Origin of the sequence: Nocardioides sp. (genome assembly GCF_030655615.1) — a bacterium.
Taxonomy (GTDB): domain Bacteria; phylum Actinomycetota; class Actinomycetes; order Propionibacteriales; family Nocardioidaceae; genus Nocardioides.
Window position 1 is genome coordinate 1 of sequence record NZ_JAURVJ010000014.1, and the last position, 23,934, is coordinate 23,934.

At 71.7% G+C, this 23,934-nt stretch carries 18 protein-coding genes and 1 pseudogene; 15 read left to right on the top strand and 4 right to left on the bottom strand.

Annotated elements, in window-relative coordinates; all coding sequences use genetic code 11:
• The 3 genes from Q7T52_RS00975 to Q7T52_RS00985 all read left to right on the top strand — a co-directional run.
• Positions 1 to 1,566 (top strand): Pls/PosA family non-ribosomal peptide synthetase (locus Q7T52_RS00975; RefSeq protein WP_370692272.1); only part of this gene is annotated, 1,566 nt, incomplete at its 5' end.
• A gap of 7 nt (positions 1,567 to 1,573) precedes the next feature.
• Positions 1,574 to 2,881, top strand: a complete 1,308-nt coding sequence (locus Q7T52_RS00980; RefSeq protein ID WP_304798701.1) for a M1 family metallopeptidase — start codon at positions 1,574 to 1,576, stop codon at positions 2,879 to 2,881.
• 74 nt (positions 2,882 to 2,955) lie between these two features.
• Positions 2,956 to 3,360, top strand: coding sequence for a nitroreductase family deazaflavin-dependent oxidoreductase (locus Q7T52_RS00985; RefSeq protein WP_304798704.1), 405 nt, complete (start codon positions 2,956 to 2,958; stop codon positions 3,358 to 3,360).
• 40 nt (positions 3,361 to 3,400) lie between these two features.
• Here the strand turns inward: Q7T52_RS00985 and Q7T52_RS00990 are convergent, their stop codons facing one another.
• Together Q7T52_RS00990 and Q7T52_RS00995 are read right to left on the bottom strand one after the other, a co-directional pair.
• Positions 3,401 to 3,946 carry a hypothetical protein gene (locus tag Q7T52_RS00990; protein WP_304798707.1) on the bottom strand — a complete coding sequence of 182 codons (546 nt, stop codon included), beginning with the start codon at positions 3,944 to 3,946 and terminating at the stop codon, positions 3,401 to 3,403.
• A gap of 16 nt (positions 3,947 to 3,962) precedes the next feature.
• A complete protein-coding gene (locus Q7T52_RS00995; RefSeq protein ID WP_304798710.1) occupies positions 3,963 to 5,252 on the bottom strand; it encodes a citrate synthase in 1,290 nt (429 codons plus the stop codon).
• Between the two features lie 226 nt (positions 5,253 to 5,478).
• Between Q7T52_RS00995 and Q7T52_RS20560 the strand changes: the two are divergent.
• The 8 genes and pseudogenes from Q7T52_RS20560 to Q7T52_RS01030 all read left to right on the top strand — a co-directional run.
• A pseudogene (locus Q7T52_RS20560) lies at positions 5,479 to 5,895 on the top strand (sulfatase-like hydrolase/transferase); the annotation flags it as partial.
• Positions 5,896 to 5,933: 38 nt separating this feature from the next.
• Positions 5,934 to 7,082, top strand: coding sequence for a sulfatase-like hydrolase/transferase (locus Q7T52_RS01000; RefSeq protein ID WP_304798712.1), 1,149 nt, complete (start codon positions 5,934 to 5,936; stop codon positions 7,080 to 7,082).
• A 209-nt stretch (positions 7,083 to 7,291) separates the two neighbouring features.
• Positions 7,292 to 7,735: a 50S ribosomal protein L13 gene (gene rplM / locus Q7T52_RS01005; RefSeq protein ID WP_304798715.1), complete on the top strand. Its 444-nt coding sequence runs from the start codon at positions 7,292 to 7,294 to the stop codon at positions 7,733 to 7,735.
• A gap of 36 nt (positions 7,736 to 7,771) precedes the next feature.
• Positions 7,772 to 8,284 carry a 30S ribosomal protein S9 gene (gene rpsI / locus Q7T52_RS01010; protein WP_304798718.1) on the top strand — a complete coding sequence of 171 codons (513 nt, stop codon included), beginning with the start codon at positions 7,772 to 7,774 and terminating at the stop codon, positions 8,282 to 8,284.
• Between the two features lie 8 nt (positions 8,285 to 8,292).
• Complete coding sequence (gene glmM / locus Q7T52_RS01015; RefSeq protein ID WP_304798721.1) at positions 8,293 to 9,651, top strand: phosphoglucosamine mutase; 1,359 nt, start codon at positions 8,293 to 8,295, stop codon at positions 9,649 to 9,651.
• A gap of 61 nt (positions 9,652 to 9,712) precedes the next feature.
• A complete protein-coding gene (locus Q7T52_RS01020; protein ID WP_304798724.1) occupies positions 9,713 to 10,291 on the top strand; it encodes an FKBP-type peptidyl-prolyl cis-trans isomerase in 579 nt (192 codons plus the stop codon).
• Between the two features lie 82 nt (positions 10,292 to 10,373).
• Entirely contained in the window at positions 10,374 to 11,258 is an 885-nt protein-coding gene (locus Q7T52_RS01025) for an ATP-binding protein (RefSeq protein ID WP_304798727.1), read from the top strand.
• Positions 11,259 to 11,317: 59 nt separating this feature from the next.
• Entirely contained in the window at positions 11,318 to 14,596 is a 3,279-nt protein-coding gene (locus Q7T52_RS01030) for a carboxypeptidase-like regulatory domain-containing protein (RefSeq protein ID WP_304798730.1), read from the top strand.
• Between the two features lie 4 nt (positions 14,597 to 14,600).
• On the opposite strand, the gene coaA is transcribed toward Q7T52_RS01030, so the two are convergent.
• Positions 14,601 to 15,578 (bottom strand): type I pantothenate kinase, encoded by a 978-nt coding sequence (gene coaA / locus Q7T52_RS01035; protein ID WP_304798732.1) that lies wholly within the window; start codon positions 15,576 to 15,578, stop codon positions 14,601 to 14,603.
• 151 nt (positions 15,579 to 15,729) lie between these two features.
• Between coaA and Q7T52_RS01040 the strand changes: the two genes are divergently transcribed.
• Positions 15,730 to 17,430 carry a serine/threonine-protein kinase gene (locus Q7T52_RS01040; protein WP_304798735.1) on the top strand — a complete coding sequence of 567 codons (1,701 nt, stop codon included), beginning with the start codon at positions 15,730 to 15,732 and terminating at the stop codon, positions 17,428 to 17,430.
• Positions 17,431 to 17,447: 17 nt separating this feature from the next.
• Here the strand turns inward: Q7T52_RS01040 and Q7T52_RS01045 are convergent, their stop codons facing one another.
• The gene (locus Q7T52_RS01045) at positions 17,448 to 18,257 is read right to left on the bottom strand and encodes a S9 family peptidase (RefSeq protein WP_304798738.1); all 810 of its coding nucleotides are present in this window, start codon (positions 18,255 to 18,257) and stop codon (positions 17,448 to 17,450) included.
• A 381-nt stretch (positions 18,258 to 18,638) separates the two neighbouring features.
• Between Q7T52_RS01045 and glmS the strand changes: the two genes are divergently transcribed.
• The 3 genes from glmS (at position 18,639) to Q7T52_RS01060 (ending at position 23,909) form a co-directional block, all read left to right on the top strand.
• On the top strand, positions 18,639 to 20,498 hold the full coding sequence (gene glmS, locus Q7T52_RS01050) for a glutamine--fructose-6-phosphate transaminase (isomerizing) (protein WP_304798741.1): 1,860 nt from the start codon (positions 18,639 to 18,641) through the stop codon (positions 20,496 to 20,498).
• Positions 20,499 to 20,502: 4 nt separating this feature from the next.
• Positions 20,503 to 20,856, top strand: a complete 354-nt coding sequence (locus tag Q7T52_RS01055) for a holo-ACP synthase (RefSeq protein WP_304798744.1) — start codon at positions 20,503 to 20,505, stop codon at positions 20,854 to 20,856.
• Between the two features lie 224 nt (positions 20,857 to 21,080).
• Positions 21,081 to 23,909 carry an amidase family protein gene (locus Q7T52_RS01060; protein ID WP_304798747.1) on the top strand — a complete coding sequence of 943 codons (2,829 nt, stop codon included), beginning with the start codon at positions 21,081 to 21,083 and terminating at the stop codon, positions 23,907 to 23,909.
• Positions 23,910 to 23,934 lie beyond the last annotated feature (25 nt).

Here is a 23,934-nt window from a genome sequence, read left to right on the forward strand (position 1 = left end):
GCGCGGAGCATGCTGCTGCCCGGGGCCACGGTCGGCGCCGACGCCGAGGTGGCGCCCGGCTCGGCCGTGTTCGGCGAGGTCCCGTCGGGGGAGTTCTGGTCGGGCTCGCCCGCCACGCAGGCCTCCGACGACGCCCGCGGACCCTGGCACACCGAGCGCCCGGTCAGCAGTCGCGGCTGGGCGGCGGCGTACGCCGTCGTGGCCGCGCTGCTCGGCCTGATGCCCCTCGTCGCCGTCGTCGTCGGCGCGCTCCCGCCACTGCTGCTCGCGGACCCGGCCGACGACGTCCGCGGGCTCCTCGGCCTGCTGTGGTGGCTGCCGCTCTCGACGGTCCTCGGCCTGCTCTCGCTCACGGTCATGGTGTGGGCCGTCGTACGCCGGGCCGGCCGGTCGATCGTCTCCGGGGCCCACCCCGTGCGCAGCCGCCCGGCGCTCGCCGTGTGGACGACGATGCGGGTCCTCGACGAGGCGCGCACCTGGCTGTTCCCGCTCTACTCCTCGACCCTCACCCCGGTCTGGCTCCGCGCGCTCGGCGCCCGCATCGGCAAGGACGTCGAGGCGTCGACGGTGCTGATGATCCCGTCGCTCACCCAGGTCAACGACCAGGCCTTCCTGGCCGACGACACGCTGATCGGCGGCTACGAGCTCGGTGGCGGCTGGCTGCGGGCCGAGAAGGTCAAGATCGGCAAGCGCGCCTTCGTCGGCAACTCCGGCATGGCCGCACCCGGCCGCAAGGTCCCCAAGGCGTCGCTCGTCGCGGTGCTCTCGGCCGCGCCCCGTCGGCGTACCGCGGGCAAGGGCGAGTCCTACATCGGCAGCCCGCCCGCGCCGCTGCGTCGTAGCGCCGACAACGACGCCGACCACTCGACCACCTACGACCCGCCGACCCGGCTGCGTGTCTACCGCGCCCTCGTCGAGCTGTGCCGGCTGGTGCCGCAGATCGTGTCGCTCGCCCTCGGCGGCCTGGTCGCGATCGCCCTGGTCTCCCTGCTCGGTGACGACGTCCTCCTGGCCCTGGTCCTCACCGGCCCGCTGCTCGTGGCCGCCGGGCTCGCCGCTGCCCTCGTCGCGGTCCTCGCCAAGTGGCTGCTGGTGGGCCGGATGCGGCGGGGGAGCCACCCGCTGTGGAGCTGGTTCGTCTGGCGCAACGAGCTCGCCGACACCTTCGTCGAGGTCGTCGCCGCGCCGTGGCTGCTGCGAGCGGTGAGCGGCACCCCCGTGCTCAACGCGTGGCTCCGGCTGATGGGCGCCACGATCGGCCGCGGGGTGTGGTGCGAGACCTACTGGCTGCCGGAGGCCGACCTGGTCGAGCTCGGCGACGGCGCGACCGTCAACCAGGGCAGTGTCGTGCAGACCCACCTCTTCCACGACCGCCGCTTCGCCCAGGACCTCGTCGTCCTCAAGCGGGGCGCGACGCTCGGCCCCAACAGCGTCATCCTGCCCGCAGCCACCCTCGGTCGGCACGCTACGGTCGGCCCCGTGTCGTTGGTGATGAGGGGCGAGTCGGTGCCCGACAAGACCTCGTGGATCGGCAACCCCATCGGCCCGTGGGACCAGCACCGGTGACCACCCCGTGAACAGCCTCCCCACCGCCGATCCCTACCTGCCCGACCACGGTGACCCGTCGTGGAGCGCCGAGCACTACGACGTCCACCTCGGCTACGACCTCGAGCGCAACCACCTGCGGGGCCAGGCCACGATCCGGGCCCACGCCGTCGACGACGTGTCCCGCGTCGTGCTCGACCTCGCGCACCTGCGCGCCAACAAGGTGCTGCTCGACGGCAAGGCGCCGCGCCACACCTCGCGCGGACACCGGCTCGTCGTCACCCCGGCCAAGACGATCGCGGCGGGCACGACGTTCGAGCTCAGGATCACCTACGACGGCAAGCCCAAGCCCCTCATGGACAAGCACCACGAGGACGCCGGGTGGGAAGAGCTCACCGACGGCGTGATCGTCGCCGGCCAGCCCCACGGGGCCCCCACGTGGTTCCCGTGCAACGACCGGCCCGACAACAAGGCGTCCTACACCCTGACCGTGACCGCGCCCCACGACTACACGGTCGTCGCCAACGGCACGCTGTCGTCGCGCCGCCGCGGATCGAGCGCCACGACCTGGGTCTACGAGCAGGACGAGCCCATGGCCACCTACCTCGCCACGGTGCAGATCGGGCGCTACGACGTCCGCGAGCTCGGCACCGACCCACCGCTCCTCGCGGCGATCCCCGCCGACGCGGGCGACGGGTTCGAGGCGGCGTTCGGCCGCAACGCCGAGATGCTCGAGACGTTCAGCGGGCTCTTCGGGCCCTACCCGAACCCGACCTACTCCGTCGTCGTCACCGACGACGACCTCGAGATCCCGCTGGAGTCGCAGAGCCTGTCGACGTTCGGCCGCAACTTCATGACCGGCGACTGGGACTGCGTCCGCCTCGTCGCCCACGAGCTCGCGCACCAGTGGTTCGGCAACGCCGTGACGCTCAGGCGCTGGCAGGACATCTGGCTGCACGAGGGCTTCGCCTGCTACAGCGAGTGGCTCTGGTCCGAGGCCTCCGGCGGCGACTCCGCCGACCAGTGGGCCGAGCACCACCACGAGCGCCTCGCCGAGCTCGACCAGGACCTCGTCCTCGCCGACCCCGGCCCGGCGCTGATGTTCGACGACCGCGTCTACAAGCGCGGCGCGCTCACCCTCCACGCCCTGCGCCGCACCGTCGGCGACGACGCGTTCTTCGACCTGCTCAAGACCTGGGTCGCGACCCACTCCGGCGGCAACGTCGTCAGCGCCGACTTCGTCTCGATGGCGGTCGAGCGCACCGGCGCCGACCTCTCGGACCTCTTCGTCGCCTGGCTCCACCAGGCTCCGCTGCCCGAGCTCCCCGCCCTCTGAAGCGCTCGTCCACCTCGACGCCCTGTTCGCCGGTCCGCCTGTCCGGCTGGTCGGTCGGGCGGCAGACTGGCCGCATGAGCGACTTCAACGAGCAGGTCAAGGCGGAGTTCCGGGCCAACCACGGCAAGGTCGGCGGTCCCTTCGAGGGCGCGCCGCTGCTGATCCTGCACACCACTGGCGCCAGGAGCGGCGCCGAGCGCGAGCACCCGATGATGTACCGCGCCGACGGCGAGCGCTGGCTCGTCTTCGCCTCCAAGGCCGGCGCTCCTGACAACCCCGCCTGGTTCCACAACCTCAAGGCCCACCCCGAGGCCTCGATCGAGGTCGGCGACGACACGATCGACGTCGTCGCCGAGGAGCTCACCGGCGACGAGCGCACCGAACGGTACGCCGAGCAGGCGGCCGACTACCCGGGCTTCGCCGACTACCAGACCAAGACCGACCGGGTCATCCCGGTCGTGGCGCTCTCCCGCCGCTGATCACCCGCGACGCGCTGACCCGTCGTAGATCGACGACGGGTCACCGCACGTCGAGGACCGCGGAGCGTGCGTTGTCGACGCGGGTGAAGCGAGAGGTCGAGGTGGTGACGGTGGCCTCGACCAGGTCGAGGTCGAAGCTGCTCGACCGACGGCTGACGAACCGCGCCAGGCAGGGGCTGTCGACCGCCACGCCGACGACGTCCTTGCGCCGGTCCCACCGGTGGGTCACGGCGCATCGGGCGACGTCGGTGACGTCCTCGAGATAGCTGAACTGGACCTCGGTGGTGACCTGGCCGTCGCGGTCACGATCGAGGTAGATCTCGGCGAAGTCGGAGCTCTCCGGACTCTCGAGCGTGAGGACGACGGACCCGGCTGCCGGCACCGACGCGACCGCGGTCGAGACCCCGATCGCGCGCGGTCCGTGCCGATAGGTCACCGACCGCAGGTCGAGCAGTGCTCGCGGGTTGGCCCCGTCGGTGACGGTCCGCTGCGCCACCCTGGCCGAGGCGGTGGCGGACGCCGTCGTGGCGTACGCCACCCCGGGAGGGACGAGGCAGAACAGCGCCAGCGCCGTCGTCCCGAGCACCCGCCTCGGCGTCACGTCAGGCCCAGCGCTCCGAGGCGGGGACGAACGTCAGCTCGCGGTCGCCGGTGTAGATCTGCTTGGGGCGGGCGATCTTCTGCTCCTTGTCCTGCACGAGCTCGAGCCACTGCGACAGCCAGCCGGGCGTGCGGCCGATCGCGAAGAGCACCGTGAACATCTCGGGCGGGAACTGGAAGGCCTCGTAGATGAGCCCGGAGTAGAAGTCGACGTTGGGGTAGAGCTTGCGCTTGATGAAGTACTCGTCCTCGAGCGCGATCTTCTCGAGCTCGAGCGCGATCTCGAGGAGCGGGTTGGTGCCGGTGACCTCGAAGACGTCCTCGGCGGCCTTCTTGATGATCCGGGCACGGGGGTCGTAGTTCTTGTAGACCCGGTGGCCGAACCCCATCAGGCGCTCGTTGCCGTCCTTGACGCCCTTGATGAAGTCGGGGATGTTCTCCTTCGACCCGATCTTCTTGAGCGACTTGAGCACGGCCTCGTTCGCGCCGCCGTGCAGCGGGCCGTAGAGGGCGCCGACGCCGGCCGCGACGGCCGAGTAGGGGTCGACCTGCGAGGAGCCGACCGAGCGCACGGCGTTGGTCGAGCAGTTCTGCTCGTGGTCGGCGTGCAGGATGAAGAGCACGTCGAGCGCCTTGACCAGCCGCTCGTCGGCCTCGTACTTCTGCTCGCTCATCTTGAAGAGCATGGAGAGGAAGTTGGCGGTGTAGCCGAGGTCGTTGTCGGGATAGACGAACGGCTTGCCCTGCGCGTTGCGGAACGACCACGCGCCGAGCGTCGGCATCTTGGCGATCATCCGGACGATCTGCATGTGCCGGTTGTCGGCGTCGGAGATCTTGCCGGCCTCGGGGTAGAACGTCGAGAGGGCCCCGACCGACGCCATCAGCATCCCCATGGGGTGCGCGTCGTAGCGGAAGCCCTGCATGAACTCCTTGACGTTCTCGTGGACGAACGTGTGGTAGGTGATCTCGTGCACCCACGCGTCGTACTCGGCCTTGGTCGGGAGCGCCCCGTGCACGAGCAGGTAGGCCACCTCGAGGAAGCTCGACCCCTCGGCCAGCTGCTCGATCGGGTAGCCGCGGTACTCGAGGATGCCCTTGTCGCCGTCGATGTAGGTGACGGCGGAGCGGCAGGACGCCGTGTTGACGAAGCCGGGGTCGTAGACGGCGAGCCCGGGGGACTCCTCGTCGGTGCGGATCTTCCCGAGGTCGGCAGCCTTGATGGTGCCGTCGGTGATCGGTACGTCGTACTCCGAGCCGGTGCGGTTGTCACGGACGGTGAGAGAGTCGGTCACGCCTGACAACCTAGTCCGCGCCTCCACGGCGCGGAATCCCGGGACTCGGTGGGCGGACAGGTGGGGCGGTCGTCGGCGGGTGGGCCTGCTCGCCCGTAACGTCGCCGCCATACCGGAGTTAGCCGGTCGAGATGAACGACATGGCGCTCGCGACGGAAAGGTCTCGATGACCACCCCCACCTCCACCCCGGCCGGACCCACCCGCCGCGCGACCCTGGCGGCCGGCATGGCCGGCGTGGCCGGCGTGGCGGGTGCCCTGGCGACAGGCCTGTCGTCGCCCGCGTCGGCCCGGCCCGCCGCCCGCCGCGGACGACGTCGCCCCAACCTCGTGGTGATCCTCGCCGACGACCTGGGGTACGGCGCCCTGGGCGCCTACGGGCAGCAGACGATGTGGACGCCCCGGCTCGACCGGATGGCCCGCGAGGGCATCCGGTTCACCCAGGGCTACTCCGGGGCCAGCGTCTGCTCCCCGTCGCGCACCACGCTCCTCACCTCGATGCACGGCGGGCACGCCCGCGTGCGGGCCAACACCCAGCGCGAGACCGGCATCCAGCCCCGGCTGCTGGCGCCGGACGTCACGATCGGACAGGTGCTGCGCCGGGCCGGCTACCGCACCGGCGTCTTCGGCAAGTGGGGGTTCGGCGAGGACGACCAGTTCGTGGCGACACCGCGCGGCGTCACGTGCGACGTCCACGTCCCCGGGGGATCACCGAGCGGTCGTTCGACGTCGCCAACCGCGGCGACAGGAGCCACCCGCTCCAGAAGGGCTTCGACGAGTTCCACGGCATCGTCGTCACCGAGCACGCCTTCCAGTACTGGCCCGACTACCTGTGGCGCGGCAACCGCCGCGTCCGGCTGTCCGGCAACGAGGGGGAGAGTCGCGGCACCTACGCCCCGCAGCAGTACCTCCACTCCGCCCTCGACTACATCGAGCGGCACCGCGACGAGGAGTTCTTCCTCCTCTTCACCCCGCAGCTCGTCCACTTCCCCAACCAGGTGCCCGACAACGGCATCTACCGCGACCGCCCGTGGACCGAGGACCAGAAGGCGTACGCCGCCCAGCACACCCTCCTCGACACCTACGTCGGCACGATCCTCGACAAGCTGGACGAGCTCGGCCTGGCCGAGGACACCCTCGTCGTGTTCACCGGTGACAACGGCCCGACCCCCAACGAGCACCTGCTCGTCGGCTCGGGCCAGTGCGCCGACGTCGAGTCGCCGTCGCCCGACTCGGCCCTCGCCGACATCCTGTGGCACACCAACGGCGGGCTCCGCGCCGGCAAGCACTCGCTCTACGAGGGCGGTGTGCGGGTGCCGCTGATCGTCTGGGGACCGGGCATCGTCCGCGACCGTCCGGGGGTCGTGGCGGACCGGGCCTGGGGGTCGGTCGACCTGCTGCCCACCCTCGCCGACTTCGCCGGCATCACGCCACCGCGCGACGTCGACGGGGTGTCGGTGCGCGACTGGATCACCGGCGAGCGCCGCGGCGGGGTCGAGCACCCGCCGCTCTTCTGGGAGCGGCCCCGGATCGGTGACCAGAACCTCGACGGGGGACCGCCCTCGCAGCTCGTCACCACCACGGCCGCCCGCACCGGCCGCTGGAAGGCCGTGCGCCACGCGCCTGGCGACGACCCGCACGTCGCGGACCGCCTGGCCAAGCTGGAGCTCTACGACCTCACGAAGGACCGGTCCGAGCGTCACGACGTCGCCCGGCAGCACCCCGACGTGGCCCGCCGGATGCAGCGGCTGCTCCGCGCGAGCCACGCGCCGGCGCCGTACGCCCGCCAGGCCTACCGGCCCCGTCGTACCCATGGGGAGTGGCGCCGCTGACCCCGGACGACGCCGACGGGTGCGGATTGGCGCCGTCGCGCCCCGGTCCGTAGTCTTGGCGATCGCGTCCCTACCGTGCCGCCCCCTGACCCGGGTGCGGTGCAGTCCTGGAGAAGTCGAGCCGGGCCGAGTTCGTCAAGAGACGCGAGCAGCACCTCCGACCGGGGCAGACCCCGGAACGGAACACCACGAACGCAGAAAGCAAGGTCATGGGTACCTACGCCCCCAAGCCCGGCGACATCACGCGCACCTGGCACGTCATCGACGCCGAGGACATCGTCCTGGGCCGTCTGGCCGTCGTGTGCGCCACGCTCCTCCGCGGCAAGCACAAGCCCACCTACGCGCCCAACGTCGACGGTGGTGACTTCGTCATCGTCGTCAACGCTGCCAAGGTCGCGCTGGCCGGCAACAAGAAGCAGACCAAGATGGTCTACCGCCACTCGGGCTTCCCGGGTGGTCTGACCGAGACCGCGATCGGCGACGTGCTCGCCAAGGACGCGCGCAAGGTCATCGAGAAGGCTGTCTGGGGCATGCTCCCCAAGAACAAGCTGAGCCGTCAGCAGCTGACCAAGCTCAAGGTGTACTCCGGCCCGGAACACCCGCACGCCGCTCAGAAGGCCGTGCCCCACGAGATCAAGCAGATCTCCCAGTAAACGCGACCTTCCATCCACGACTGAGCAGGCAGACACATGACTGAGAACACTGTTACCACCGACGGTGAGGTCGACGAGACCTTCGCCACCGACGAGAGCGGCGTGGCCTACACGTCCGAGAGCTCCGCGTCGGCCGACACCCCGGCCCGTCCGGCGACCATCGCCCCCGCTGCGGCCACCGGCCGTCGCAAGGAGGCCGTCGCCCGCGTCCGCATCGCCCCCGGCACCGGCCAGTGGCGCGTCAACGGCCGCACGCTCGACTCCTACTTCCCCAACAAGCTGCACCAGCAGGTGGTCAACGAGCCGTTCGCCGCGCTGCAGCTCGAGGGCCGTTTCGACGTGATCGCCCGCATCCACGGCGGCGGCATCACCGGTCAGGCCGGCGCGCTGCGCCTCGGCGTGGCCCGGTGCCTCAACGAGATCGACACCGAGACCAACCGCCCCACGCTCAAGAAGCTCGGGCTGCTCACGCGTGACGCCCGCGTCATCGAGCGCAAGAAGGCCGGTCTCAAGAAGGCCCGCAAGGCCCCGCAGTTCTCCAAGCGCTGATTCCTGGCGTGCCGCGCATCTTCGGCACCGACGGGGTCCGCGGACTCGCCAACGGCCCGCTCACGGCCGAGCTCGCGCTCGACCTGGGCGTGGCCGCTGCGCGCGTGCTCGTCGACCACGGCGAGTACGCCGGCCAGCGTCCGCTGGCCGTGGTCGGCCGCGACACCCGCATCTCGGGGCAGTTCCTCGAGCACGCGGTGGTCGCCGGCCTGGCCTCGGCCGGCGTCGACGTGCTGCGCCTCCGGGTGCTGCCCACCCCGGGCGTCGCCTACTTCACCGACGCGCTCGGTGCCGACGTGGGGGTCGTGATCAGCGCCTCCCACAACGCGATGCCCGACAACGGCATCAAGTTCCTGGCCCGCGGCGGCGTCAAGCTCGACGACGCCCTCGAGCGCGAGATCGAGGCCCACCTCGGCGGGGACTGGGACCGCCCGACCGGCGCCGATGTCGGCCGGGTGCGGCCCTACGCCCCGACCGTCGAGGAGTACGCCGCCCACCTCGTGCGCACGCTCGACGGCCCGCTCGAACGGCGCGGCGCCCCGCTGCGCGTCGTGCTCGACTGCGCCCACGGCGCGGCCAGCGCGGTCGGCCCCCGCGCCCTGCTCGACGCCGGCCTCGAGGTCGTCACCATCGGCGCCGAGCCCGACGGCCTCAACATCAACGACGGCTACGGGTCCACCCACCTCGCTCGCCTCCAGCGCGCGGTGGTCGACCACGGCGCCCACGCCGGCTTCGCGGTCGACGGCGACGCCGACCGCTGCCTGGCCGTCGACGCGACCGGGGCGATCGTCGACGGCGACCAGATCCTGGCGATCCTCGCCATCGCGCTGCGCGACGCCGGTCGCCTCGCCGACGACACCGTCGTCGCGACCGTGATGAGCAACCTCGGCTTCGTCCGGGCGATGGGGGACGCCGGCATCAGCGTGCGCCAGACCGCCGTCGGCGACCGCTACGTGCTGGAAGACATGCGCGCCGGCGGGTTCAACCTCGGTGGCGAGCAGTCGGGCCACGTGATCATGCGCGACCACGCCACCACCGGCGACGGCCTGCTCACCGCCCTGCACGTGCTGCAGCGGATGGTCGTCACCGGCCGCTCACTGCGCGACCTCGCGTCCGTCGTCACCCGCTTCCCGCAGGTGCTGGTCAACGTGCCCGGCGTCGACAAGGACCGCTGCGACGACCCCGAGCTGCTGGCCGCCGTCTCGGCCGAGCAGAGCGCCCTCGGCGACACCGGACGCGTGCTGCTGCGGCCCTCGGGGACCGAGCCCCTCGTGCGCGTCATGGTCGAGGCGGCGACATCCGAGGCCGCCCAGGGCGTGGCCGACCGCCTCGCCGGCGTGGTGCGCTCGCGGCTCGCGCTCGTGTGACGCCCGCGCCCGGCGTCCGACCCCGTCTTCCGTCCCCGCTCCCAATCCCTGGAGGAACCCCATGAACCACGTGTCCCTGCCCCGCTCGCGGCGCCTGTCCCTCGTGGCGGCCGCCGCCGTCCTCGCCCTGACCCTCGCCGCCTGCTCCGACGACGACGGCGACACCAGTGCCGAGGACCCGGCACCGACCTCCTCCACCTCGGATGCGTCGGAGGCGGCACCCGAGGCCGGGGCGCTGCCCGAGTGGGCGCCCCAGATCGTCACCGAGGGCGACCTGGTGACCGGGCTCGACTTCACCGACACGCCCGAGCCCGGCTCGGAGCTGCAGGTCGCGACCGTGACCGAGGGCGACGGCCCGGCGGTCGAGGTCGGCCAGACCATCACGGCCAACTACTTCGGCAGCGTCTACGGCGAGGACGAGCCGTTCGACGAGAGCTACAGCTCGCAGCCGTTCCAGGCCGGCATCGGTGTCGGTCAGCTCATCCCCGGCTGGGACCAGGCCATCCCCGGCACGCCCGTCGGCAGCCGGATCATCATGTCGATCCCGTCCGACCTCGGCTACGGCGACGCGGGCTCCCCGCCGGCCATCCCGGGCGGCGCGACCCTGTTCTTCGTCATCGACATCATCGACGCCGCCTGACCGTCTGACCGCATGACCGCCTGACCCGGCCGTACGTCGGAACCACCGGCGCCAGGGCGTGCCGGCGCGCTAGCCTGGGCCGGTGCTGGTCGTCGCCGATGCCGTCGCCCGGCACGGTCTCGCCGATCTCGTCGCCGGGCCGGGCGTGACCCGCGTGGGTCTCGCGCTGGTCGAGGGCGGCGGGCGGAGGCTGAAGTTCACCGCCTCCGACCGGCAGGGCGAGGTCGTCGACTGGTGCCACATCGACGCCTACGACGACGTCCCCCTCAACGCCGTCGTGCGCAGCGGGTCGCGGCTCGCCGGCTCGTGGGACGAGCTCGCGCCGCGTTTCCCGCAGTTCGTGGCCCGGCAGCGGGGCGGGACCACCACGGGCCTGGTCGCCGAGCCGCTGGTCGTGCACGGGCAGGTGCTCGGCGCCGTCGTCGCCTACCTCGACGACCAGTCCGTCGCGGAGGCCCTCCCCGTCGAGACCGTCGACACCCTGGCCCGTGACCTGCGTGCCGCCCAGGCCCGACTGCCGCGCCCCGACGGGGCGCTCGCGGACCGTGAGGTCGCCGAGGGAGCCCTCGTCGCCGACTGCGAGGTCGAGGGCCAGCCGCAGGCGGTGGGCACCGCCCGGCGCTTCGTCCGCCGTCAGCTCGCCGCGTGGGGCATCGACGACGACGTCATCGACACGGCCGTGCTCTGCCTGTCCGAGCTCGTCACCAACGCCGTCATCCACACCGGCGCCTCGTCCGAGGTCCGCGCCCTCCTCGAGGACGGCATCCTCACCGTGCTGGTGCGCGACCGGGGGAGCCACAGCGGCGCCCGCCCGACGGAGCCTCGGCACGACGACGACGCCGACCCGTTGCGGGTGCACGGCCGCGGCCTGCAGCTGGTCTCGGCCCTCACCTCGCGCTGGGGGTCCGAGCTCGACGAGGTCGGCACCACCGTGTGGTTCGTGCTCGACCCGCCGACGGGCGCCTGAGCGCGACGCGTCGGCGCAATTCGCTGCCTGCGAGGCCACTCACGACATACGGTCCGCGCATGCGCACGTCTCGGGTCCTGCTGCTGGTGCTCGCCCTGGTCGCCGCCCTCCTGGTGGTGCCGGTGGGTGCAGCGCCAGCGACCGCCGCGGCCTCCACGGGCATCGGCGGGGTCGTCACCGACACGTCCGGCCGGGCTGTGGCGTTCGCGCACCTCGAGGTGATCGTCGGCAACGCGACGGTCCTGCGCGAGCTCGACACCGACGCCCACGGGCGCTACGCGATCGTGCTCCCTCCGGGGTCCTACGAGCTCACCGTCGGTCCGCCCGAGATCGACCCCGAGATCGACTACGTCGCCGAGCGCACCGGGGTCATCCGGGTGCAGCGCGGGCAGTGGGTGCGGCTCGACCCGGTCCTCTCGGACGGCGCGGTCCTGAGCGGGCGGCTGGTCGATCCGCAAGGGGCTGCCGTCGTCGGGGCCGGCGTCGACCTCGAGGTGCGGGGGACCGACGGCACCTGGACCTCCAGCGGGCAGTCGCCGGTGGTCGGCCCCGACGGCCGCTACGCGTTCGACCGGCTGCTGCCGGGCAGCTACCGGGTCACCGCCACGGCCGAGGGCCGGGTCCCGACCACGTGGCCGGACGAGGCGACCCCCGACGAGGGCCGGGTCGTCCCTGTCGCCGAGGACACCGACCGGGTCCTGCCCGACCTGGTGCTCCCGCTGCCCTCGTCGGTCTCGGGCCGCGTCTTCCGCACGGACGACCCCGCTGCCCCGGTCTCCTGGACGCTCGTGCGGCTCGGTGCCCCGGCGGCGCCCCCGCAGCCGACCCCGGTCGACGCCGACGGCCGGTTCACCGCGACCGGGCTCCCTCCCGGCCGCTACGTGCTGTGGTTCGACAGCGAGGGCGTCCGTGAGTTCTGGCGCGACGCGCCCGACGTCCGCTCGAGCACCGTCGTCACCGTCGGGCGGGAGCAGGACGTCGTCCTCGGCGACAGTGCGCTGCGGGCCAGCCGCATCGCCGGTCGGGTGCTGTCGACCTCCGGCAGCCCGGTCCCGCGATCCCCGGTGGTCCTGCGCCTGTTCAGCGGTGCGGCGTGGGTCCGCGCGGGCGAGGCGGTGACCGGGGACGACGGTCGCTACACCAGCCCGCCGCTGCCCCTCGGTCGCTACCGGGTCTCCTTCACCGAGCCGGCCACGGGTCGGGAGACGGCACCCGTCGAGGTCGCGCTGGCGCGGGAGACCACGCGGCAGGTCGACGGCCGGGTCCGCGACCTCGGCATGCTGGTCGGTCGCGTCACCGAGCCCGACGGACAGCCGGTGACGGAGGCCGTCGCCGTCGTCTACGTCCTGCACGGCCGCCAGTGGGAGCCGCGTGGTCCCGGGCTCGACCCGCGGCCCACCGACGCCGACGGCGTCTACCGGACCTCCCTGCCCGACGGCCGCTACCGGCTCGGCATCGCCCCCAGGTGGGGGCGTGACCCGGTGGTGTTCGCCGGCGGCGGTGCCGAGGTCTCGACCGGTGCCGACCTCGAGGTCCGGGCGGACCGGGTCGTGCGCAACGACCTCGTCCTGCAACGCACGGGCAGCGTCTCGGGGGTCGTGACCGGCACCGACGGTCGTCCGCTGGCGGGGGCCGCCGTCCTCGTGCGCACGGGGGCGCGCCAGTACTACGTCCCGCAGGCCACGGCCGACGCGGACGGTCGCTACACGGTCGAGGACATCTACCCGGGTACCTACCTCCTCGAGGCCCGGGCCGAGGGACGGCTCAGCGAGTACTACCCGGACACGCCCTCGCAGGTCGCGCCCGGGGCCGAGGCCCTCGCAGCTCCGGTGGTCGTCACACCGCGCACCGAGACCGGTGACCGCGACGTCGAGCTGGCGCGCCCGTCCACGGTCGAGCTCACGCTCGAGCCGGGGGCCGGGACCGAGGTGGTCGAGTCAGAGGTGCAGCCCTTCTGGCGTCGCGGCGGGCAGTGGGTCGCGCTCCCGGCCGCGCTGCGCGACGGGGCCTCGTCCTCCGTCGGTCAGCTGCCCCGTGGCACCTACCGGATCGGCTACGTCGCGCGCCTGGCGGACGGGACGTTCGTCGACGTCGGCCACGGGCCGCCCGGACCCGTGCCGCAGCCCGACGGCGAGGAGGTGGTGGTCGAGCAGGAGCAGGACGTCGCTCTGCGCCGTACGGTCGACACGACCGGGACCGTCAGCGGCGAGGTGCTCCGGGCCGACAGCGGGACCCTGATCGTCGAGCGGCCCGTCGGGTCGGGCTGGGAGACCGTGGCCCGGCGCGCGCTGCAGCGACTGGGCGGCGGCGTCGTCGCCTACGCGACGCCGCGGCTCCCGGCGGGGCGCTACCGGCTCCGGTTCGAGGCCCCTGACCGGCAGCCCACGCTCGAGACGGTCGAGGTGACCACGTCCGGGGCGGTACGACGTGACGTCACGATGCGCGGCGTCGTCCTCAGCGGCCAGGCGCCGACCCAGGGGCGGCGCACGCTCGTGCAGGTGCTGCGACCCGACGGGTCCGTGGCGGGCTCGAGCACCAGCACCGAGGGGACCTTCGCGGTCGGGGCCCTCGACCCCGGCCGCTACACGATCCGGTTCCACGACCTGACCGGCGCGGTGGCCGACTACTACCTCGGTCCCGACGACCACGCGGCCACGCTCGGCTCTGCCCGCTTCGTCGCCCTGAAGGACGACGTGTGGCTCTACGTCCCGGGCACCTCACGACCCGGCCGGGTGCTGCACGGGCGGGTGCGGGCGCGCGACGACGCCACTGCTCGCTATGCGCGGGTCGACGTGCTCACCCGCCGGGCCGGCCGGTGGGTGGCGGCGGCCACCGACGCCGTCGACCCGCGCGGGTACTGGCGGGTCACCGGCATCGCGCCGGGCGACTACCGGCTGCGCTACACGCGCTTCGCTGGGGTCGGGCGCAGCCCGGACGTCCAGGTCGACGGCGGGTGCACGCCCGGCGACGGCCGCATCCTGCGCGTCGCCGGCCCGCGGACCCAGGTCGTCGATGCCGGCACCCGGTCGCTCGTCGTCCCGCCGGAGACCCTGCTGGCCGTCGCCGCGGCGCCCAGGATCGTCGGCTCGGCCCGTTCCGGACGCACGCTGCGGGTCACGAGAGGGACCTGGCTCCCGTGCCAGGTGAGCCTGCGCTACCGGTGGCTCCGAGACGGCGTCCCGATCGCGGGGGCGGTGCGGTCGCACTACCGGGTGACGAGCCGTGACGCGGGCCACCGGCTCGTGACGCGGGTGACCGCGACGCCCCACGGACCCAGCGCGGCCGGTCGTCCGCCGCTGTCCGTCGACACCCGGGGGACCGGCGTCGTCCGGCGCTGACCGGTCAGAGCTTGCGGAGGCGCACGTAGCGCACCGAGTGGTCGCGGTCCTTGCGGAGGACGAGGGTCGCGCGGGAGCGCGTGGGCAGGATGTTCTGCACCAGGTTGGGCCCGTTGATCGAGTCCCAGATGCGCTCGGCCTCGGCGACGGCCTCGTCCTGGCTCAGGGCGGCGTACTTGGTGAAGTAGGAGCCGGGGTCGCGGAACGCCGTCTCGCGCAGCCGCAGGAACCGCGAGACGTACCAGTCGCGGATCTTGTCGCGGCCGGCGTCGACGTAGACGGAGAAGTCGAAGAAGTCGCTCAGGGTCAGCCCGGCGCGGCCGTCCTCGCTGACCCGGGCCGGCTGCAGCACGTTGAGGCCCTCGATGATGACGATGTCGGGCCGCTTCACGACGACCTTCTCGTCGGGCACGACGTCATAGACGAGGTGGGAGTACGTCGGTGCCTCGACCTCGTCCTTGCCCGACTTGATGTCGACGACGAAGCGGAGCAGCGCCCGGCGGTCGTAGGACTCCGGGAAGCCCTTGCGGTGCAGGATCCCGCGGCGCTCGAGCTCGGCGTTGGGGTAGAGAAAGCCGTCGGTGGTGATCAGCGCGACGTTGGGGTGCTCGGGCCAGTGGGCGAGCATCTGCTGAAGCACCCGGGCGGTCGTCGACTTGCCGACCGCCACCGACCCGGCCAGGCCGATCACGAACGGCGTGCGCGGGGGTGTGGGCTGGTGCAGGAAGGTCTCCTGCTCGCGGTGCAGACGGCCGGCGGACTCGACGTAGAGGCTGAGCAGGCGCGACAGCGGGAGGTAGACCTCCTCGACCTCCTCGAGGTCGAGGGAGTCGCCCAGGCCGCGCAGGGCAAGGACCTCCTCGGCGCGCAACGGGCTCTCGGTCTCGTGCGCGAGGGCCGCCCAGGCGCTGCGGTCGAGCTCGATGTAGGGGGAGGTCTCCCGGCTCGCCTCGTCGAGGCGATGGCCTCCGCCGTGGGACATGGCCGTCATCCTTGCAGGCGGGGAGCCTGCAAGTACGCACGGTCCACCTTCGGACGCCGATGGGCATCGGCGGCCAGTCTCTGCAAAACGGCTCCACCTCCTGTGGGATCGCCTTATTGTCCTCCAGGAGAAACAGTGAGGAGTCTCGGCTATGGGCGCATTACCTGGCCCGGGTGACGGTTTTGGCCGGTTCGTCGTTGAGGGCACGCTCGGGCGTGGAGGCATGGGCGTCGTGCTCAAGGCACGGCAAGTTGACCTCGATCGAGTAGTAGCCCTCAAGCTCCTGGCCCCGGAGCTTGTTGGCTCGGATGAGTTCGTCGGCCGGTTCCGGCGCGAGGCTGCAGCTCTCGGACGGTTGGAGTCGGCGCACGTGGTCGCCGCTTATGACGCCGGCGAGCACGACGGGTGGCTCTACATCGCTACTCAGTACGTCCCCGACGGGGATCTCGCGAAGCTCATCGCCGATCGTGGACCAATGCCGCCGGCGTCGGCCCTTGCTCTTCTGGATCAAGTCCTTTCGGGGTTGAGTGATGCTCACCGCGCCGGACTGCTTCACCGGGACATCAAGCCGAGCAACGTGCTCGTACGGCGAACCAGCACAGGAATGCACGCCTACTTGTGCGACTTGGGCATCTCGCAGTTCGCCGACGTCGACTCGACGGTCACCAGTAGCGCGGTGGGTACGCCGGCTTACATGGCGCCTGAGCGCTTCATGGGGCAACCGGCGAGCGTTGCGAGCGACATCTACTCGGTCGGGTGTGTGCTCTGGTGCCTGGTGTCTGGGCGGCAGCCCTACGAAGGCACGCAGTTGAGCGTCATGCGTCAGCACGAACAAGCGCCGATTCCACAGGTGCAGGGAAGTGACCTGGCCTCCTGGACGGTCAACCGATTGCTCGAGAAGTCGTTGGCCAAACGTTCGCAGGAACGCTTCGAGTCGGCCGAAGCCATGCGGCGTGCCCTGATCGGTCAGGGTGTACCTGCGTTGCCGACCGTTGCAGGCCGAGCCCCCGAAGCCGAGGTAACGATTGCTAAGCCGCCCACGATGGTGCCGCCGCCGCCAGCTTGGAGCCCACCAAGCCCCGCCGCACACCTCACGAGCAGCCAGGGTGGTCGAGGTCGTCGAATCGGCTTGTGGATCGCGGCGGCGGCGGCCGTCGTCATCGTTGCCGCCGGTGCCAGCTTCGCAGTTCTCAAAGAGTCGCAGGGGAATGACACCGCCTCGCCTTCTTCCGTCACGCCGACCGCGAACCTGACGTCCGGGAGCAGCGGGGCGCAGGGGGAGAGCACGATTGACACCCTTACGCCGAGCGAAGGGGCTTCACCGACCGATCCGGCCGATGCCTCGTCGGCACCCGCAACAGCTCAAACACCCATGGTTCGCTGCTGGGACGAAAGCTCCGCGGAGACTGTCAACCTCTGCCCGCCGCTTCAAGGTCCGGGGGCCATGGAGTTCGTCTTCGTCTATCTCGCAGAGAGCCGGAACTGCTTCGAGATCTCCCGCCGGCAGTTGTCCGCTGCAGTGGTTAGGCAATGGGAGTGCCGCGCCCCCTCGTCCGGTTCCGGAACCGCCACCGTCTATCTCCGAGAGTGGTCCTCGGTGCCGGCGGCGCAGCGCTTCTACAGCGGCAAGTTCGGGCGCGCAAGCACCGTCTCCGACAAGGCAGGGGTTCCCGTGTTCGACAAGTGGGCTAGTGCGGGCACGGGCGAGGCGGTCGAGCTCTTTGTCCTGGCACCCTTCAGCCTGTCCATCGACGCCCCCGGCTCTGGTGAGCCTCTTCAGGACCTGCTCGAATACATCGCCGACGACATCAAACTCGCTCCCGCCTGGAGGTTCCCCAACTACTCGATCTGATCGCTGGCGCTGACTTGCTACGACGGAGGGAGGTCGAGCTTGTCGCGTAAGAATGCGATCGTTCGGGCAAGAGCGGGCCCGGCCGAACGTACGAAGACATGGTCCTCGCCGGGCCATTCGACGAGTTCGGAGGTAATTCCGGCCGCTACAAGAAGCCGTTGAGTTTTCTCGCTCCACCGGAGCGGGCAGGTTCGGTCAGCCGTCCCGTGCTGGATTAGGAGCGGTTCCGTGATCTTGTCGAATGAGTATCTGGACGACAGCCCTCGGTAGAAGTCAGGGGCGGATTCGGGTGTGCCGAACGTGTTGAGAACGGTGGACAAGGTCTCGGGCCCGAGCCGGTCGAGGAGTGCTGAGCCTTCGAGGAAGTCCGAGCTGAGAGGCGCGTAGACTACTGCCGCCTGGACGAGCCCGGGGTGGGTGACGAGCGCGTTGATGGCCAGGGCGCCGCCCATCGACCGCCCGAGCAGGGCTAGACGCGTCGGGTCGACAAACGCCAGTGTGGTGAGCGCATCAGCGGCGTTGACCACGTCCTGTGTGTAAACCAGCCGAAGTTCCTGTTCGAAGGGCAGCAACGGGTCCGAAAGACCATAGCCGCGGTAGTCGGGGTGCAGCACGACGAAGCCCGCCTCGGCCAGCTCGAGCTCTTCGGTCGCCAAGCCATTGCCGACCTGGTAGTCCCCGGGAGGGAGGTATCCGTGATTGCTGACGACCGCGGGGAATGGGCCATTTCCTGTTGGGCGGGTCAGTGTGCCCGAGATCGTGTGCCCAGCGCTGCTGTAGGTCACCTCGAAACGTTGCAGCGTTGGAGTCTCCTTCAGGATTTGCACGTACCTCACATCCTTTCCATCTGGCGGGAGCGATGCCAGGTCCGATAAGGACGTCAGGGCCGGCCCAACCCCGCCCGCAGGTGGGTCTCGCGGCGGGGTGCTCGGCATGGTGCTAGTCGGCGGGCTTGGGGCGCTCGTGGCGTCCCCGGTGGGCTCGGCTTCGGTAGAGTTCGAAGCGGGCGACGTGGTCGGACGGGACATGTCGGTCGCTTCGGGAGCGCCTCGACAGGCCGACATCAGGATCATGAGGATGGACAGGGCAGGCGCCCATCGTGTCCGCATGACGCGAACTTAGTGTTTGATACTTCGGTCTGGTGCTGATTGTCCCAAGTCGCCGTGGCGCCCCCTGATGGCGAGACGCGCCCCGTACAGTCATCGGCCATGTGCGGCATCGTCGGATACGTGGGGCCGAGGCAGGCCCAGGAGGTCGTTGTCGAGGGGCTGAGGCGCCTCGAGTACCGCGGCTACGACTCCGCCGGAGTCGCGCTCGTCGTACCGTCCGAGGGCGGTGGGGGCCGGATCGCCGAGGCCAAGAAGGCCGGCAAGCTGGCCAACCTCGAGAAGGTCCTCGCCGAGGACCTGCTGCCGGCGTCGCACACCGGGATCGGGCACACCCGGTGGGCCACCCACGGGGCGCCCAACGACGTCAACGCCCATCCCCACCTCGGCCACGAGCGCCGGGTGGCGCTGGTGCACAACGGGATCATCGAGAACTTCGCCGAGCTGCGCTCGCGCCTCGAGGCCGACGACCACGTGCTCGTCTCCGAGACCGACACCGAGGTCGTCGCCCACCTCGTCGAGCTGCAGGTCGAGTCCGGCGTCGACCTGACGACCGCCATGCAGCGCGTCTGCCAGGTGCTGGAGGGCGCGTTCACGCTCGTGGCGGTCGACGCGCACGACCCCGACCGGGTCGTCGCGGCGCGCCGCAACAGCCCGCTGGTCGTCGGCGTGGGGGAGGGCGAGCACTTCCTCGGCTCCGACGTGGCGGCGTTCATCGAGCACACCCGCGAGGCCCTCGAGCTCGGCCAGGACCAGGTCGTCGTGATCACGCGCGACGGCGTCCAGATCACCGACTTCGAGGGACGCCCCGCCGAGGGCCGGCGCTACCACGTCGACTGGGACCTGTCGGCCGCCGAGAAGGACGGCCACGACTGGTTCATGCGCAAGGAGATCTTCGAGCAGCCCAAGGCCGTCGCCGACTCGCTGCTCGGCCGCCGGTCTCAGGAGGGGCTGCTGCAGCTCGACGAGATGCGGCTGGCCGACGACGAGATCCGCGACATCTCCAAGATCATCATCATCGCGGCCGGGACGTCGTTCTACGCCGGGATGGTGGCCAAGTACGCCATCGAGCACTGGACCCGCATCCCGGTCGAGGTCGAGCTGTCGTCGGAGTTCCGCTACCGCGACCCGATCCTCGACTACTCCACGCTGGTCGTCGCGATCAGCCAGTCCGGCGAGACCGCCGACACCCTGCAGGCCATCCGTCACGCGCGCACCCAGCGGTCCAAGGTGCTCGCGATCTGCAACACCAACGGCTCGACGATCCCGCGCGAGTCCGACGCCGTCATCTACACGCACGCCGGGCCCGAGATCGGGGTCGCCTCGACCAAGGGCTTCCTGACCCAGCTCGTCGCCTGCTACCTGCTCGCGCTCTACATGGCCCAGGTCAAGGGCACCCGCTACGGCGACGAGATCGACGAGGTGATGTCCCAGCTCGAGGCCATCCCCGCCCAGATCGAGTCCGTGCTGGCCGGTGCCCAGCAGGTCTACGACCTCGCCGAGGACCACGTCGGCACCCGGTCGGTGCTCTTCCTGGGCCGCCATGCCGGCTACCCGGTCGCCCTCGAGGGCGCCCTCAAGCTCAAGGAGATCGCCTACCTCCACGCCGAGGGCTTCGCCGCCGGCGAGCTCAAGCACGGCCCGATCGCGCTGGTCGAGGAGGGCCTGCCGGTCCTGTGCGTCGTCCCGCCCCGCGGCCGCGACCAGCTGCACGAGAAGATGATCAGCGGCATCCAGGAGGTCCGCGCCCGCGGCGCCCGCACCATCTGCCTGGCCGAGCACGGCGACACCAAGATCGAGCCCTACGCCGACGTGCTGATCCGCCTGCCCCGCGTGCCGGTCCTGCTGCAGCCGCTCGTCGCCACCGTCCCGCTCCAGCTCTTCGCCTGCGAGCTCGCCACCCTGCTCGGCCACGACGTCGACCAGCCGCGCAACCTCGCCAAGTCGGTGACGGTCGAGTGACGTCGTGGCGGTGATCGGGGTCGGCATCGACGTGTGCGACCTGGCCCGCTTCGCGGCGTCCCTCGAGCGCACGCCCGGCCTGCTCGACCGGCTGTTCACGCCGGCCGAGGCCACGAAGCAGCCCGCGTCGCTGGCCGCGCGGTTCGCCGCCAAGGAGGCGCTGGCCAAGGCCCTCGGCGCGCCCGGTGGGCTGGCCTGGCACGACGCCGAGGTGTTCTCCGAGGAGTCCGGGCGCCCGCGCCTCGAGCTCCGGGGCACGGTCCTGGCCCGGGCCGACGAGCTCGGGGTCGCGCACGTCCACGTGTCGCTCTCGCACGACGCCGGGATCGCGTCGGCGGTCGTGGTGCTGGAGTCGTGATACCCCCCGGGGGGTGTCGGATTCCCCGGCCGGCCGGGGATTCCGACCCTTGTCAGGGGTTGCAACCCCTGACAACGGTCGGAACCACCTGACCAGTCACCGGGCGTGCCCACCCGGGGACCGAGAGTCGTAACCGGCCGCGCCGCCGTCCGACCCGGTCCCGAAACATCGGCTGCCTACGGTCGCCGTCTCGGGCTCCAGGGACAGACGACGAAGGGACGTGCGTGAGCACACGCAGGCAGTGGGCAGCAGCAGTGGCGGGGACGCTCGGACTGGCGACGATGGCGGTCGTGACGACGCCGACGTCCGCCCCGGCCGAGGTGGCGGCGCGGGTGTCGACCGGGGGAGGCGGCTACCTGGCGCCGTACTTCACCGAGGGCGACCTCACCGGCGACGACCAGCTGACCGACGCCGACCTCGACCTCCTGGTGCCGGCCCTCGGCACCGTGGCGGCCGACGCCGGCTGGGCGGCGGTGGCGGCCGCCGACTACGACGCCGACGGGGTCATCACCATGACCGACGTCGCCGACGCAGCGCAGCGGGTGCTCTACGACGACGGTCCGTTCGACCTGCTCGAGTCGTCGGCGGTCGACATGCAGAAGGCGATGAACGCCGGCGTGACGACCTCGGTCAAGCTGACGCAGGCCTACCTCGACCGCATCACCGCGTACGACGGGCTCGTCGACGGCGCCCACGCCCGGGCGCTCAACTCCATCATCACCACGGGCGGCCCGGCCGCGCTGGCGGCGGCCGCTGAGAGCGACGCGCTGCGCGCGGCGAACGGCGGGCCGCGGAGCATGGTCGACGGCATCCCGATCATCCTCAAGGACAACTACGACACCCTCGACATGCCGACCAGCGCCGGGCACGGCAGCTGGGAGACCAACCAGACCGCGGACGACGCGTTCATGGTCGACGGCCTGCGCGACGCGGGCGCGGTGATCCTGGCCAAGGCGACGCTCGACGAGTTCGCGTTCGGCTTCGCGTCGGAGTACACGACCAACGTCCCCGCCGGGTCGAGCAAGCTCGTCGCCAGCCCCTACCAGCTCGCCCGCACCGCCGGCGGCTCCAGCGGCGGCACCGGCGCCTCGATCGCGGCCAACCTCGGCGCCATCGGCTTCGGCACCGACACCGGCGGCTCGATCCGGGTGCCGGCGTCCTACAACCAGCTCGTCGGCATCCGCCCGACGGTCGGGCTCACCAGCCGCGACGGCATCGTCCCGCTCGCGCTGAGCCAAGACACCGGCGGCCCGATCGCACGCACGGTCTCCGACGCCGCGATCGCCCTCGACGCCGTCGTCGGCGTCGACCCCGACGACCCGCTCACCTCGGAGCAGACCGGCAAGGTGCCGGCGTCCTACACCGAGTACCTCGACCCCGACGCCCTCGAGGGCCGGACCTTCGGCTACGTCACCAGCATGGTGCCGACGGTGGCCCAGAACGCCGCCGCCAACCGGCTCTTCACCGAGGCGGTCGCCGACCTGACGGCGGCCGGCGCGACCGTCGTCCCGATCACCACGACGGCGCTCAACCCGACGCTCAACGAGGCGAGCGGCAGCACCAACGAGTTCAAGCACGACCTCAACACCTACATCGGGGCCCACCTCGACCCCGACGTCGCGACCCGCGACCTCACCTCGATCATCGCCTCGGGTCGCCTGGTGCCGAGCCGCGCGGCCACGACGTACCCGCAGCGCAACAACGTCACCCAGGCGCAGTACGAGACCTGGATCGGCACCCACGGCACCGCGATCGCCACCGGCGAGTCGCTGACCACCGGGCTGCTGGACAGCAACGACCTCGACGCGCTGATCTACCCGTCGGGCACGCCCTACGGCACCTTCAGCACCAACCTGCGGCTCAGCCCCAACACGGGGATGCCGGCCGTCACGGTGCCGATGGGCCAGTCGGCCACCGGCGAGACGTTCCCCGGCGCGGGCGTCAACCTCGAGTTCCTCGGGCGCAACTACTCCGAGGGCGACCTGATCGCCATGACCTACGCCTACGAGCAGGCGACCCGGCACCGCACGACGCCGCCGCTCTACCCGGCGCTCGCCCCGGCTCCGGCTCCCGCGCCCAAGGGTGCCGTCGTCGAGCGGGTCGACGGCTACACCGTCACCGTCTCGGACGCCGAGGTCGAGATCGGGGACGAGGTCACCGTCACGGTCGCCGCCGACGCGGCCGCCGACCTCTACGCCTACGACCTCGACCTGGGCTTCGACCCCGAGGTCCTCGAGTACGACGGCGCCACCACCACCGCCGCGATGCCCTACAGCGCGGTCGAGGCCGGCGACGGCACGGTCTCGCTCGTCGGCTCCGAGCTCGGCTCCTCGCCGGCCACCACCGGCCCGACGACCCTGGCCACGCTCACCTTCACCGCCACCGGCCAGGGCACGACCGACGTCACCGCCGGCAACCTCGTGAGCGTCGCCGCCGACCTGACGAGCGCCACCGTGGCGCCCGTCGGCTCGACCCCGGTCTCCGTCGACCTGCTGCCGGCGCCGGTCGCGACCACCCTGCCGACGGTCGCCGGCACCGCCCGGGTCGGCCAGCTGGTCGTCGCCACCGACACGGTCTTCGACCTCGACGGCGTGGCGGTCGACTACCAGTGGCTGCGCGGCACCAGCCCGATCGCCGGCGCGACGGGCCCGACGTACACGATCACGCCGGCCGACCTCGGCAGCAGGCTGTCGGTCGTGGTCACGGGCACGCTCGAGGACCACGCGCCGGGCCTGGCGCCCTCGGCCGGGCGCACCGTGCTCCGGGCGATCTCGACGACGACGGTGGCCGTCAAGCCCGCCAGCCCACGGTCGTCGGTGCGACCCCAGGCGGTGGTGAGCGTCCGCGCCCCGGGGATCACGCCCACCGGCGCGGTCCGGGTCACCTACGGCGGCAAGCTGGTGCGCAACCTCCCGTGGCGCCTGGTCGGCGGCACGGTCACCGTGACGCTGCCCCGGCGCACCCCGGGGACCTACGGCCTCAAGGTGACCTACGTGCCCACCGCCGCGTTCGTCGCGAGCACCCGGTCCACCACGGTCCGGGTGCGGCGCTGAGACCACGCTGAGCCCGCTCCCACCG